This is a genomic window from Micromonospora sp. NPDC005174 (assembly GCF_040608495.1).
Lineage (GTDB): Bacteria > Actinomycetota > Actinomycetes > Mycobacteriales > Micromonosporaceae > Micromonospora.
This window is the reverse complement of record NZ_JBEXIJ010000033.1, coordinates 26,521-41,063: the sequence shown is the minus strand read 5'-3', so window position 1 is coordinate 41,063 and position 14,543 is coordinate 26,521. Positions and strand designations below refer to the sequence as shown.

Here is a 14,543-nt window from a genome sequence, read left to right as displayed (position 1 = left end):
GTGTCGAGCACGGCGGAGCTGCTGGCCCAACGGCTACGCGCGGCCCGCGAGGCGAGCCGGGCCGCGCCGTCGCCCGCCCTGCCCCGCTGCCCCGACGACCAGCTCGTCACCTCGCCCGCCCAGGAGTCGGTGTGGCTGGCCGACCGGTTCCTCGACGGCGCACCGGACTACAACGTGGCCGAGGTGCTGCGGGTCCACGGCCCGCTCGACGCCGCCGCGCTGCGGCTCGCGATCGGCATCGTGATGGAGCGCCACGAGGTGCTGCGCACCAGCTACCCGGAGGTTGCCGGCCGACCCCGGCCGGCGCCGCACGAGCTGGGCGAGATCCCGGTCGCCGTCCGCACGGTCGAGGACCCGTTGGCCCGGGCCCGGGAACTGGTCCGGCAGCCCTTCGACCTCGCGACGGGCCTGCCACTGCGCGCCGAGCTGCTGACCGCCGACGAGACCGAGTGGTACGTCGTGCTGGTGGTCCACCACATCGCGGTCGACGGCTGGTCGATGGCGCTGCTCTGGGCGGAGCTGGCCGCCGCGTACCGGGCTCTGTTGGCGGGTACCGTCCCGGCCCTGCCGGAGCTGCCCGTGCGGTACGTGGACCACGCGTACCACCAACGCGAACAGCTGCGCGGCGGACGACTGGCCCGGCAGCTCGCCTACTGGCGTCAGCGGCTGGCCGGGTTGTCGCCGTTGGAGCTGCCGGCCGACCATCCCCGACCGCCGGTCTTCACGGGCCGGGGCGACCGGTACGACCTCGCGGTGCCCGATGCGCTCGCCGACGGTGTCCGCGAGCTGGCCACCCGCCACGGTGTGACGCTGTTCCACGCGCTGCTGGCCGGTTTCACCGCCGTGCTGCACCGGTTCAGCGGTCGTACCGACGTCGCGGTGGGCACCCTCTTCGCCGACCGGGAGCACCCCGAGCTGGAGTCGGTCGTCGGGTTCTTCGGCACCACCGTGGTGATCCGTAACCGGGTGCGCCCGGACCGGCCGTTCGCGTCCCTGCTGCACGACGTCCGCGACGCCGTCGTCGACGCCCACGAGCACCGGGACGTGCCCTTCGAGCGGTTGGTCGAGGAGCTGCGCCCGGCCCGGGACCTGTCCCGCAACCCGCTGTTCCAGGCCATGTTCACCGTGCAGGACGAGGAGACCGCCCCGTTCGAGCTGCCCGGCTGCGTGGTCGAGCCGGTGCCGGTCGGCACCGGCACGGTCAAGTTCGACGTCGAGCTGGTGCTGACCCGCCGCGACGGCCGGCTCGCCGGGTTCGTCGAGTACGCCACCGACGTGTTCGAGCCGGCCACCGTGGCGCGTCTGGTCGACAGCTACCTGTGCCTGCTCGCCGACGCGGTGGCCCATCCGGACAGCCCCGTCGCCGCGCTCACGGTGTTGCCGTCCGCCGAGCACGCCCGGATCGTCGGCGAGTGGAACGACACCGCCGCCGCGTACCCGCACGACGAGCTGCTCTCCGACCTGATCGGCGAGCAGGCCCGGCGAACTCCGGACGCGGTCGCCGTCCGCTGCGACGACGCCGCACTGACCTACGGCGAGCTGGAGCGCCGCGCCAACCGCCTGGCGCACCTGCTCGTCGACCACGGCGTCGGGCCCGAGGTCACGGTGGGCGTCTGCCTGGACCGCACGCCCGAGCTGGTGGTCGCGCTTGTCGCCGTCCTCAAGGCCGGCGGCGCGTACGTGCCGGTCGACCCGGACCATCCGGCCGACCGGGTCCGGCACGTCCTCACCGACAGCGCGGCCCGGCTGCTGGTGACCACCGGCGACGTGTGGGACCGTCTCGGCGCCCCGCCCGGCCCGCGGCTGCTGCGCCTGGACCGGGCGGACGACCGGCTCGCCGGGCTGCCCGACACACCACCGGCCACCGCCACGACCGCCGACGACCTGGCCTACCTGATCTACACGTCGGGCTCCACCGGGCGGCCCAAGGGCGTGATGGTGCCGCACCGGGCCATCGTCAACCTGACGGTGGCGTTCGTGCGGCTCTTCGAGGTCACCGAGGCCGACGTGGTCGCCGCCGTCGCCTCGCACGCCTTCGACCTGTCGCTGCCGGAACTGCTCAGTCCGCTCACCGTCGGCGCTACGGTGCTGCTCGCGTCGCGCCGGACGGCCACCGACGGCGTGGCGCTCGGCGCGCTGCTGGCCGACGGCGGGGCCACCGTCATGCAGACCACCGCGACGATGTGGCGGATGCTCGTCGACGCCGGCTGGACCGGCGGGGACCTGCGCGCCGGCGCGTCCGGCGAGACGGTGCCGAGCGCGCTGGCCGCCGCGATGCTCGGCCGGGTGTCCCGGTTCTGGTGCCTGTACGGGCCGACCGAGACGACGGTGTGGTGCACGGCGTACGAGGTGCACGCCGTCCGACCGGACCGACCGATGCCGATCGGTCGGCCACTGCCCAACAACACGGTGTACGTGCTGGACCCGGCCCTGCGTCCGGTCCCGGTCGGAGTCATCGGCGAGGTGTACGTCGGCGGGGTGGGGGTGGGTCGCGGGTACGCCGGGCAACCCCGGCTGACCGCCGAGCGGTACCTACCGGACCCGTTCGGCTCCGGCGGCCGGCTCTACCGCAGCGGCGACCTGGCCCGGCTGCGCCCGGACGGGACGATCGAGTTCGTCGGGCGGGCGGACACGCAGGTCAAGGTGCGCGGCAACCGGATCGAGCTGGGCGAGGTGGAGGCCGCGCTGTCCGCCCACCCGGCGGTGGCCGGCGCGGCCGTGACCACCTGGGGCGAGGACGCCGACCGGCAGCTCATCGGGTACGTGGTGTGGCGCGACGCACCGCTGGAGGTGGCCACGCTGCGGGCGTACCTGCGCGGCACTCTGCCCGACGCGTTCGTGCCCAGCCTGCTGGTCGAGCTGCCGGAGCTGCCGCTCAGCCCCAACCGCAAGGTGGACCGCGCCGCGTTGCCCCCACCAGACGTACGTCCGGCGGGGCCCGGGCACCTCGCGCCACGGACCGACCTGGAACGTCTCGTGGTGGACGCCTGGACGGCGGTGCTCGGCCGGGACGGGATCGGCGTACGCGACGACTTCTTCCAGCTCGGCGGGCATTCGCTGCGGGCGTTGCAGGTGGCGTCCCGGCTCCGCGCGGCGACCGGCGTGGACGTGTCCCTGCGGACCCTGTTCGCCCACCCGACCCCGGCCGACCTGGCCGCCGCGCTGACTGCCGGGGGCACCACGCTCAGCGGCGACCAGGCCGGGGCCACCGCGGCCACCGCCGACCGTCCGCCGCTGACCGTCCGGCCGGCCGGGGCGGTCGCCCCGCTGTCGTACGCGCAGCGCCGGCTGTGGTTCCTCGACCGCCTCAACCCCGGCGACGGCAGCTATCTGGTGCCCAGCGTGCTGCGCCTGCGCGGACCGCTGTCGACGTCGGCGCTGGCCGGAGCGCTGCGCACGGTGCTGGCCCGGCACGACGCGCTGAACGCCCGGTTCGTCGCGGACGGCGTGGGTGACCGGCAGGTCCCCGGCCCGCCGTGCGAGGTGGTCCGCACCGACCTGCCCGGCGTCGAGGACTCCACCGTGCTCCGGCTCGCCAGCGAGGACGCCACCCGACCGTTCGACCTGGCGGGTGGCCCACAGGCTCGTGCGCGGATCGTGCGGGTCGCCGACGACGACCACACGGTGGTGCTGGTGCTGCACCACGCGGCGGTGGACGGCTGGTCGCTCGGTGTGCTGTGGCGGGAGGTCGGCACGGCGTACGCGGCCCTCGTCGCCGGCCGGACGCCGGAGCTGCCGGAGCTGCCGCTGACGTACGCCGACCACGCCTACTGGCAGCAGCAGCGCGGCCCGGCCGCGTTCGCCGACCAGCTCGGGCACTGGCGGGTCCGACTCGCCGACCTGCCGCACTGCTCCCTGCCCACCGACCGGCCCCGGCCCGCCACCTGGTCGGGGCGGGGTGACCGGGTGGACTTCGCGCTCTCCGGCGAGACCGCGCGGGCGGTACGGGAGCTGGCCCGGCACTGCGGCGCGACGACCTTCATGGCGCTGCTCGCCGCCTTCCAGGTCGTGCTCGCCCGCTTCACCGGGCAGGACGACGTGGTGGTGGGCACGCCGGTGGCCGGCCGGGACGACGCCGAACTGGAGCCGGTGGTCGGCTGCTTCGTGAACACCCTGGTGCTGCGCGGCGACGTCGGCGGTGACCCGACCTTCGCCGGGCTGCTGGATCGGGTGCGCCTTGCCGCCGCCACCGACTTCTCCCACCGCGACGTGCCGTTCGAGCGGCTGGTCGAGGAGCTTCGGGTCGCCCGGGACCCGTCGCGCAACCCACTGTTCCAGGTGGGCTTTCGTCCGGAGGAGCGCGACGGCGCGGCGCTGCGGCTGCCCGGGGTCACCGTGAACACGATGGACCTCGGCCCGGGCGGCGCGAAGTACGACCTGAACGTGTCGGTGCTCGACACCCCGGAGGGGCTGCGCGGCACCGTGGAGTACGCCACCGACCTGTACGACGCGGCGACCGTCGAGGCGTTCGCCGCCGCGTACGCGCGGACGGTCGAGGCGGTGGTGGCCGAGCCGGACCGGCGGCTGTCCGAGCTGGGCCCGACGGCCGAGGAGCGGCGACTCCTCGCCCAGTGGAGCGGGATCGGCGAACCGGCGCCGGAGCGGCCGTCGCTGCCGGAGCTGGTGGCGCGGCAGGCGGCGCGCACCCCGGACGCCGTCGCGGTGTGCCTGGCCGCGCCCCCCGACGACGCGCCCACCACGGCGCGGGAGCTGACCTACGCCGAGCTGGACGGGCGGGCCAACCGGCTGGCCCACTGGCTGCGTCGACGCGGCGTCGGCCCGGACGTCGTGGTCGGCGTGGCGCTGCCCCGCTCGATCGACCTCGTGGTGGCGCTGCTCGGGGTGCTGCGCTCGGGTGGCGCGTACGTCGCGCTGGACCCGAGCGCCCCACCCGGGCGGCTCACCCACCTCGTGGCGGACAGCGCGCCCCGGCTGATCCTGACCTGCCGCGACGCGCTGGCCCGACGCGGGCCGGCCGCCGCCACCGAGGGCGTACCGGTCCACCTCCTGGACGAGGAGTGGCCTGCCGTGCTCGCCGAACCGGCCACCGATCCTCAGCACGTGCCGCACCCCGACGACCGGGCCGCGATCTACTACACCTCCGGGTCGACAGGGGCGCCGAAGGGCGTACCGACCCCGCACCGGGGCATCGCGAACTTCCTGGCGTACCTGAGCGGGCCGATCGGGTTGACCGACCGGGACGTGGTGCTGCAACTGGCGGCGATCTCGTTCGACGCGTCCATCCGGGACATCTTCGGCCCGCTGGTGGTCGGCGGGCGGGTGGTGCTGCCGCCGGACGGCGCGGCTCGCGACCCGTACGCCCTGCTGGCCGCGATCGAGCGGCACCGGGTGACGGCGCTGTTGACGCTGGTGCCGCCGATGCTGACCGCGCTGGCCACCGCCGCCGCCGGCAGGCCGGGTGCGGCTGAATCGGTGCGTCTCGGCCTGGTCAGCGGCGAGGCGCTGGGCGCCCAGCACGTCCGCGCCGCCCGGCAGCTCTCCCCGAGCATCGCGCTCGTCAACCAGTACGGCCCGACCGAGGCCACGATGACCTCGACGTACCACGAGGTGGGTGACGAGGCCGGCCCGGTGCCGATCGGACGGCCCATCCCGTACGTGCGCTGTCACGTCCTCGGTCCGCGCGGTGAGCTGCTGCCTCCGGGCGCGCTGGGCGAGCTGTACCTCGGCTCGCCGGGGCTGGCCCGGGGCTACCAGCGGGCCCCCGGGTTGACCGCGCAGCGCTTCGTCCCGGACCCGTTCGGGCCGCCCGGCGGCCGGCTGTTCCGCACCGGCGACCTGGTGCGCTGGCGTGCCGACGGCCGGCTGGTCTTCCACGGCCGTCGGGACCAGCAGGTGAAGATCCGCGGCGTGCGCGTGGAGCTGGGCGAGGTCGAGGCCGCGCTGGCCGCCTGCCCGGGTGTCCGCGCCGCGGCGGCGGCCGTACACGACGGGGAGCTGGCCGGCTACGTCGTGGCCGGCCCCGACGTCGACCTGGGCGGGTTGCGCGACCAGCTCGCCGACACGCTGCCCGAGCAGTCGGTGCCGGCCCGCCTGACCGCGCTGGACGCGCTGCCGCTGACCCCGCACGGCAAGCTGGACCGCTCCCGGCTCCCGGCACCGGCTCCGGTGGCCCGCGCCGACGCGCTGCCCCCACGCGACATCCTGGAGCTGACCCTGGTGCGGATCTGGGAACGGGTCCTGGGTCACGGCCCGATCGGCGTACGCGACGACTTCTTCGCCGTCGGCGGCCACTCGCTGCGGGCGGTGGACCTCGTCGAGGCGATCCGCGGCGAGTTGGACGTCGCCGTGCCGCTCAGCGTGGTCTTCACCCACCCCACCGTGGAACGGCTCGCCGCGGTGCTGGGCAGCGCATCGGCCACCACCGACCGGTTGCTCGTCACGCTGGCCGACGGGCCGACCACGCAGCCGCCGCTGTTCCTGGTCCATCCGCAGGGCGGCGACGTGGCCTGTTACGCGCAGCTCGCCCGGGATCTGGCCGGCGTGTGCGCGGTGCAGGGCATCGAGGCGGTCGGCTACAACACCGACGATCAGCCGTTGGTGGCCATCGAGGAGATGGCCCAGCGGTACGTCGACGAGATCCGGGCGGCGGTGCCGGATGGGCCGTACCGACTGGCCGGTTGGTCCTTCGGTGGCAACGTGGCCTTCGAGATGGCGTCCCTTCTGGAGGCGGCCGGCGAGCGTGTCGACTTCCTCGGCGTCCTGGACGCGCGGGCGTTCGGGCGGGAGGAGTTGGAGCCCTGGTTCACCGGGCGCAGCGAGCTGGAACGCTACGGGTTGATCGCCGAACTGGACCCGGCGCAGGTCACCGAGCTGGCCGCCGCCGAGGAGCAGGAGGCGCTGGCCATCCTGCTGCGCGACGCGCAGAGGCGGGGTCGGGTGCCGCGCGGCGCGGACACCGCGACGCTGCGCCGGATGGTGGCGGTGTTCACCGCGAACGGCCGGGCCGCCGACCGGTACGCGCCCCGCGCGCCGATCCGCGCCCCGATCCACCTGTTCACGGCCACCGAGAGGCATCCCACGCTGACGAACCCACCGGTCAACCCGGCGAGCTGGCGGGCACGCACCCGTGGACCGGTCTACGTCGTGCCGGTGCCGGGAAACCACCACGACCTGGTGTACGCGCCACACGCGGCCGTGCTGGCGGCCCGGATCTCCGACGTGTTGCGGGAGCGGGGTTGGACATCCGCCGACTAGGCGTGGTGGGAGGGGTCGGCCCGCTGGCCGTCGCCCACTTCTACCAGCGCCTCATCCAGCTCACCCCGGCCGTTCAGGACGACGAGCACCTGGAGGTCGTGCTCGTCGCCGAGCGGGTGCCGAGCCGCATCGCGTACCTGCGCGGTGTCGGGCCCAGCCCGGTGCCGGCGCTGCTGCGGGCGGCCAAGCACCTGGAGGCCGCCGGGGTGGACGCGGTGGTCATCCCGTCGGCGACCACGCACGCCTTCCGGGACGACGTGGCCCGGGCGGTGGCCGTACCGGTGCTGGACCTGCTGGCCGAGGTGGGCGCAGCGCTGGCCGGGCGGGGACTGCGCCGGCCGGTCTTCCTGGCCACCGCACCGACCGCCCGGCTACGGCTGTACGAGCCGCACCTGACCACCGGGACCCGGCCGCTGTACCCGACGGCGGCGGCGCAGCGCCGGCTCGACGGGTTGATCGACGGGGTGAAGCGGGGTGCGCCGGTCGAGACGCTGCGCGCCGGCCTGGCCGAACTGATCGCGGCCGGGCCGTGGCCGGGCGACGCCGACTGCGTGGTCCTGGCCTGCACGGAGCTGCCGGTGATCGCGCCGCTCGGCGGGGCCGGGCCGCTGCCGCTGGTCGATGTGACCGAGGTGCTGGCCGACGCGGTGCTGGCCCGCCGCCCGACACCCGCCCGGAGTCAGGCCGTCTGACAAGTCCCTGACGGGCGCGAGCGCGTCGGGTCGTCGTGCATCAGCGCCCGGGCGGGACCGGCGGCGGACGGGCTGTCGATTCGGGGTGCCGGAACGTGCTGGCGGTCCCGGTTGGCCGTCCTTTGCTCTGCTTCAACGGACGCAACAGACACGGCCTGTCAGTGTTGCGCCGGTTGAAGCAGAGCAAAGGACACGCGACAGCTACCCGCGCACCGCGCACCGAGCACCGAGCACCGGGGACCGCGTTTCGCCGCGGCCGAACGGGCCTCAGGCGGACTCGGCGGGGGCGTGTCCGGTCGGCTCGTCGCTCGCCAGCCGTTCGGCCGCGTAGAGCCGCACCAGGCCGGACAGCCGGTACCGGGTCGGGCCGACCCCGACCTCGACCAGTTGCGCGTCAACCAACTCCTCCAGGGCGTCCTCGACATCCGCCTCCCGAGCGCCCGGCAGCCAGGTGGTGAGCGGGGTCGGCAGGTCCGCGTCGGGCAGCGCACCCAGCGATCGGAACAGCAGCCGTGCGGCCGGAGCGAGCGCCGCGTAGCTGGTCGCCAGCCGGGTCCGGACGTCCAGCCCGCCGAAGCTCAGCTCGTCGAGGCGACGGCTCGGATGACGTAGCCGGCCAGCGAGCTGCGCCACCGTCCAGTGCGGGCGGGCGGCGAGTCGGGCGGCGGCGATCCGCAGCGCCAACGGCAGGTTGTCGCACAGCCCGGCCAGCGTCGCCGACCCGGCCGGGTCGGCGGTCAGCCGGGGCAAGCCCAGCGCGGAGGCCAGCAGCCGCACCGAATCCTCGACGCCGAGCGGGTCCAGGTGCACCGACCGGGCGCCGGTCAGGCCGGTGAGCCGCCGTCGGCTGGTGACCAGCACACCGGCACCGCCCGTGCCCGGCAGCAGGGGCAGAACCTGCCGCTCGTGGGTCACGTCGTCCAGCACGACGAGCACCCGCCGTCCGGCGATCCGGTTCCGGTACAGCTCGGCACGTTCGTCGAGGCCGGCCGGCACGGTGGCGCCCGGCAGGCCGAGCGCGCGCAGGAACCGCGCCAGGGCGGCCTCCGGCGGCACCGGACGACCGTCGGCGTCGAGCAGCCGCAGGTACAGCTGACCATCCGGGTACGCCGGCGCGAGCGCGTGCGCGGCGCGGACCGCGACCGTCGACTTGCCGACGCCGACCGGGCCGGAGATCGCCACCACCGGCACCGACGTTCCGCCGCCGTCGCCCAGCGCCGCACAGACCACCCCCAGGGGCTCGTCCCGCCCGATGAGTTCGGCGGGGTCGGCGGGGAGCAGCCGGGGCACCGCCGGCGGCGCGGGCGGCGCGGGCGCGTCGTCGACCGGTTCGTCGGCCCGGCCGTCGGTGAGGATGGCCCGCTCCAGGCGACGCAGCTCGCCGCCGGGCTCCAATCCCAGCTCGTCGAGGAACGTCCGCCGGGCCGACCGGTACGCGGCCAGCGCCTCGGCCGGCCGACCCGCGCCGGAGAGCGCCCGCATGTGCTGCGCGTGCAGCCGTTCCCGCAGCGGATGGGCGGCGAGAAGTTCCCGCAGCTCACCGACGACGTGCTGATGCCGCCCACGGTGCAACTCGACGTCGAGCCAGTCCTCGGTGACGGCGAGCCGCCGCTCGTCGAGCCGGGTCGCGGCGGCCCGCACCGCCGGGCTCTCCACGCCGGCCAGCGCGGACCCACGCCACAGCGCGAGGGCCGCGCTGAAAGCTTCCGCGGCGTCGTCGAGCCGCGACCCGGCCAGCGCCTGCTGCCCGGCCAGCACCAGCCGGTCGAAGTAGTGCAGGTCCATCTCGCCGTCGGCCACCCCGATCAGGTAGCCGGGCGGGCGGGTGACGATCCGGTCCGGCAGGCCGAGCCGGGTGAGCGTCTTGCGCAGCGCCGACACGCAGATCTGCACCTGACCACGGGCGGTGCTCGGCGGGGCGTCGTCCCACAGCGCGTCGGCGAGCTGCGCGGTGGAGACCACGCAGTTCGCGTCGAGCAGCAGCGTGCCGAGCACCACCCGCTGACGTGCCGCGGTGACCGTCAGAGTGTGCCCGGCGCCGGAGATCTCGAGGGGTCCGAGGATCCGGAAGCGCACCGGTCAGCTCCGGGCCGACGCCGCGATCTCCAGGCGCTGGCGCAGCGGATGCCGCAGCGGCTTGCCGAGCGCGTTCTTGGGCAGGATGCGGACGAACTGGAGCCGGTCCGGCCAGAGCACCCGTGCGACGCCCTCGGCTTCCAGGTAGTCGTGCAGGCCGGCGAGCGTCGGGGTGTCGCCACCCCCGGGGATCACCACGGCGCAGACCAGGTCCGCCCCGGGTACGGCCGGGTCCGGGTAGCCGACCAGGACGGCCTCCACCACGTGCGGGTGCCGCTGCAACACCGCCTCGATGTCGAGTGTGGACACGCGCAGACTGTTCGCCCGCGTGATGAGGTCGACCCGTCGCCCGGTGATCCGGATGCCGCCCCGGCCGTCGTCGCGGGCCAGGTCGCCGGTGTCGAACCAGCCGTCGTCGTCGAGCAGCGACTCGTACAGCTCGCGTTGGTCGAGGTAACCCAGGCACTGGGAGGCGCCCCGGGCGTACAGCCGGCCGGCCTCCTCGCCGGGGTCGGTGTCGATCCGCACCTGCATCCACGGCACCGGACGGCCGTCGCTGTGCGCCGCCCAGTCGTCCGGGTCGTCCAGCCGCGTCACGGTCACCGCCCCGTTCTCGGTCATCCCCCACAGCGCCCGCATCGGCACCCCGAACGCCTCCCGCACGTCGGCGATGAGCTGCGGCGCGATGGGCGCCGAACCGGAGACGATCTGGCGCAGGGTCGGCGTCTGCACGGGCGCGCGCCGTTGGGCGGCGAGCATGCCGATGACGAAGCCGGGCGCGGCGTACACGAAGGTGCCGCCGTGCCGGGCGATCAGCGCGACCATCAACGCCATGTCGTCGCCGGAGTCCATCACCACAGCGGTGCAGCCCAGATGGACGGGGAGGTAGACCGCGTGCGTGACCCCGGCCATGTGGGTGAGCACGCTGGGCAGCAGCACCACCTCGTCCGGGGCGAGGCCGAGTGGCTCCGCCGACGCGCGGACACACGCGTACATGGTGTTCTGGCTGTGCACGACGCCCTTCATCGGCCCGGTGGTGCCCGAGGTGTGCAGCACCAGGGCCGGCTCGTCGGGGCCGAGGGCGTCCGTCCCGTCGTCCGGGAGGCGCTCCTCCCACGGGGTGTCGACGAACACCTCCTGGAAGTCGATCGCGCCGACCCGGGCGGCGTCGCCGATCACCACCCGGTGCTCCAGCGTCGGCACGTCCAGCTCGGCGAGTCGGGTGGCGTAGTCGGTGCCGGCGAAGGTGTCCAGGGTGATGCAGACCCGGGCGCCGGTCGACTCCAGGACCTGGCGCAGCTCACGGGTGCTCAGCATCGGAAAGCCCGGCGAGCTGACCGCCCCGATCTGGTTGCAGGCCAGGTAGAGCGGGGTGAGCACCCACCGGTTCGGCAGGTAGATCATCACCACGTCGCCCCGACCCACCCCGAGTGACCGCAGCGCGCCGGCGAACCGGGCGACCATGGTGGCCAGCTCCGCGTACGTCAGCGTGCGCGCGTGCTCGCCACCCTCGTACGTGATGATCGCCGGATGGTCCGGGCGGTCGCGCGCCGCCACGGCGAGGTCGTCGAGGAACGTCTCCGACCGCCACCAACCCGCCGCGACGTACTCCTCGGCCTGTTGCTTGTCGACAGGTGCCAATGAATCCCACATGTTCGGTCGCCTCCCGGCCACGCCCCGTCACGTCCACATGAGATGTGTCTGCGGGCGAAGCTACCACCCGGAACCGCCGCTGTCGCGTCCACGAAAATCGCGGTTACACACAGCAAACCCGCAGCTAGCGACCATCATCCAGTGACCTTGACAAATGATCAGACATGGACGACTCTCACCTGAGTCATAGATGCCTGTCGGGGTGCGCGGAAGCGTGGAGGTGTCATGAGGATCGGTGTTCTTGCCTGGGATCACGGCGAGGAGGACGACGACTCGCCGGTCATCGCCGAGCTGGGCCGCGAGCGCGGTCACGACACCTCGCTGTTCACCGTCGAGGAGATCGACGTCGCGGCGGCCCCGGGCGGTGGCCCGGAGGTCATGTTCAACGGTGAGCTGGGGCGCTCCTTCGACGCGGTCATCTCGCGGGCGCAACTGCACGGCGACTGGCGCGACCGGGTGGAGCGGCTGATGCTCGCCAGCAGCATCCCCGGTGTGACGATGTTCGACCCGGTCGAGGTGTGGCAGGCCGCCTACAGCAAGTTCCGGATGATGCAGGTGCTCGCCGACGCCGGCCTGCCCGTGCCACCCACCCGGGCCTGCCGGGTGCCCGCCGACGTCGAGGCGGCGAGCCGGGAGTGGGGCACCGTCGTGGTGAAGCCGTCGTACGGACGGGCCGGCATCGACGTGGAGCGGATCACCAACGTCGCCGACGACCTGCCGCTGATCGAGAAGCTGCTGGCCCGCTACGGGGTCCTGGTGTGCCAGCCCTACTACCCCACCCAGTACGGCGAGTACCGGCTGACCGTCTCGGGCGACACGATGCCGATGAACATGGTGAAGTATCCGGCCGTCGGGCAGTGGAAGACCCGGACGCTGCTCGGGGCGAGCTTCGAGCGGGTGGACATCCCGCCGGAGCTGGCGGACATCTCGATCCGGGCGACCCGGGCGATGGGGATCACGCTGTCCGGGTTGGACATCCTGCCCACCGAGGACGGCTACGTGATCCTCGAGTGCAACGCCATCCCCGGCAACCTCAACATCCTCGGCAAGGAGTCCCAGCGGCTCGCCTTCGAGGCCATGTACGAGTGGGTGGAGGCCCGTACCCCCTGCTGAACTGCCCCGCGCGACGGACGGAGTGTCGATGCAGCATGCCCTGGCCGACTACGACCTGACCGAGCACGGCCCGGGCGAGCAGTTCGCCCGCGCGGTGCTCGCCGCCGAGGGTGGCGACGTCGACGTGCCGATCGCCGCGTCCCTGCCCACCCTGTTTCCGCTGGCCAAGCACCGGCCCCGCTACACGGTGCGACACCTGCTCAAGAGCGCGACGGTGACCGAGGAGCCGGTCAGCTACGTCAGCGAGGCCCCGACGCCGGGCACCCCGGAGATCGCCGGCACCAGCTACCAGGCCAGTCCGGAGGCGACCTTCGTGCCCCGCTTGGTCGAGACGAAGCTGACCGAGGTGACCGCCGCCGTGGCCGTCCCGCCGGAGCTGATGCGCGACCCGACGCTGCTGGCCGGTTTCGTGGACTACCGGGTGCTGGTGCGGCTGGGCACCATCGAGAACGAGGTGCTGCTGCACGGCAGCGCCGACGGGGTGATCCCCGGTCTGGTCGGCCTGCCGGGGGCCCGGCGGCGGGCCGCGCCCGGCGAGCTGACCGCCGAGGTGATCACCGCCGCGGGCGAGGTCGAGGAGATGGGCGGGTCGTGCGACGCGATCGTCGCCCACCCCAACCGCTACTGGGACCTGCTGGGGAGCGGGATGCTGGCCCGGCTCGGCGAAGTCGGCATCCGGGTCAGCCGGAGCAGGATGATCGCGCCGGACCAGGTGCTGCTGGGTGACTTTCGGGCGGCGGTCACGCTGCTGGAGTCCGGCACGTCGCAGCTCACCCTGCGCCGGGGCGTCGGCCCGGACGGCGCCGACGTGATCACCGCGGGCCTGCGACTCGGCCTGGCCGTGCACCTGCCGCAGCACTTCCTGCTGCTGGACCTGCGGTGAAGGTGGTCTACCTGACCGGCTGGAACCGCAGCGGCTCGACGGTGCTGGGCAACCTGCTCGGTGAGCTGCCCGGGGTCGTGCACGTCGGTGAGCTGTACTACCTGTGGCGCAACGGCGTCCTGGGCACCGGCACCAACACGTCCTGCGGCTGCGGCGAGACGCTCACCGGGTGTCCGCTGTGGAGCAGAGTCGTCGCCCGGGTCGCCGGGCCGGACCCGGCCGGCGAGGCTCGGCGCATCGTGGGCGAGCAGCGGCGTCACGTCCGGGTCCGGCACACCGGCGTACGGCTGGCCGAGGTCGCGGGGCGGCGGCCCAGGCCGGCCGGGGTGACCGAGGTGGCCCGCCGCATGGTCGACACGTACCGGGTGGTGGCCGAGGAGACCGGCGCCGAGGTGGTCGTCGACGGCTCGAAGTATCCCGCCGAGGCGGCCGTGCTGCTCGGCGACGCCGGGCTGGACCTGCGGGTGCTGCACCTGGTCCGCGACCCGCGCGCGGTCGCCCACTCGTTCGCCCGACCCAAGCAGTACCTGCCGCAGATGAGCGCGGCCCGCAGCACCGGCATGTGGACCGCGATGAACGTGGCCTCGGACCGGATCGGCCGCGCCGCCGGCGAGCGCTACCTGCGGCTGCGCTACGAGGACTTCGCGGCCGCGCCTCGCGAGGTGCTGAGCCGGGTGCTGCGCTGGGCCGACCTGCCCGGTGAGCCGCCCGTCGGGCCGGACGGGCGGGCCGTGCTGGGTGTCAACCACACGGTGACCGGCAACCCGGACCGGCTGCGTCGGGGGCCGACGACGATCCGACCCGACCTGGCGTGGCGGGACGCGTTGCCGGCGCGCGCCGCGGCGGTCGCCACCACGCTCGCCGTCCCGGTGCTGCGCCGGTACGGCTATCCGTTACGACCCTGAGGGAGT

General features: G+C 74.3%; 7 protein-coding genes. 5 read left to right on the top strand and 2 right to left on the bottom strand.

What is annotated here, in order from left to right:
* Entirely contained in the window at positions 1–7,215 is a 7,215-nt protein-coding gene (locus ABZU91_RS27410; protein ID WP_355246303.1) for an amino acid adenylation domain-containing protein, read from the top strand.
* A gap of 5 nt (positions 7,216–7,220) precedes the next feature.
* A complete protein-coding gene (locus tag ABZU91_RS27405; protein WP_355246300.1) occupies positions 7,221–7,907 on the top strand; it encodes an amino acid racemase in 687 nt (228 codons plus the stop codon).
* A gap of 267 nt (positions 7,908–8,174) precedes the next feature.
* Here the strand turns inward: ABZU91_RS27405 and ABZU91_RS27400 are convergent, their stop codons facing one another.
* Together ABZU91_RS27400 and ABZU91_RS27395 are read right to left on the bottom strand one after the other, a co-directional pair.
* Positions 8,175–9,983, bottom strand: coding sequence for a BTAD domain-containing putative transcriptional regulator (locus ABZU91_RS27400; protein ID WP_355246297.1), 1,809 nt, complete (start codon positions 9,981–9,983; stop codon positions 8,175–8,177).
* Positions 9,984–9,986: 3 nt separating this feature from the next.
* Positions 9,987–11,636, bottom strand: a complete 1,650-nt coding sequence (locus tag ABZU91_RS27395) for an AMP-binding protein (RefSeq protein WP_355246294.1) — start codon at positions 11,634–11,636, stop codon at positions 9,987–9,989.
* A gap of 225 nt (positions 11,637–11,861) precedes the next feature.
* Here ABZU91_RS27395 and ABZU91_RS27390 point away from each other — a divergent pair, with 225 nt between their 5' ends.
* From ABZU91_RS27390 to ABZU91_RS27380, 3 genes are read left to right on the top strand one after another with little or no spacing between them, the layout of a single operon-like run.
* Entirely contained in the window at positions 11,862–12,749 is an 888-nt protein-coding gene (locus ABZU91_RS27390) for a hypothetical protein (RefSeq protein ID WP_355246291.1), read from the top strand.
* A gap of 28 nt (positions 12,750–12,777) precedes the next feature.
* Positions 12,778–13,632 (top strand): family 3 encapsulin nanocompartment shell protein, encoded by an 855-nt coding sequence (locus ABZU91_RS27385; RefSeq protein WP_355246288.1) that lies wholly within the window; start codon positions 12,778–12,780, stop codon positions 13,630–13,632.
* Positions 13,629–14,537: a sulfotransferase gene (locus ABZU91_RS27380; protein WP_355246286.1), complete on the top strand. Its 909-nt coding sequence runs from the start codon at positions 13,629–13,631 to the stop codon at positions 14,535–14,537. The genes ABZU91_RS27385 and ABZU91_RS27380 overlap by 4 nt, the downstream gene beginning before the upstream one ends.
* Positions 14,538–14,543 lie beyond the last annotated feature (6 nt).

What these genes read in the sequence shown, in the direction of transcription:
- ABZU91_RS27395 (WP_355246294.1), bottom strand. Translation starts at nt 11,636, where the DNA reads ATGTGGGATTCATTGGCACCTGTCGACAAGCAACAGGCCGAGGAGTAC.
- ABZU91_RS27390 (WP_355246291.1), top strand. Translation starts at nt 11,862, where the DNA reads ATGAGGATCGGTGTTCTTGCCTGGGATCACGGCGAGGAGGACGACGAC.
- ABZU91_RS27385 (WP_355246288.1), top strand. Translation starts at nt 12,778, where the DNA reads ATGCAGCATGCCCTGGCCGACTACGACCTGACCGAGCACGGCCCGGGC.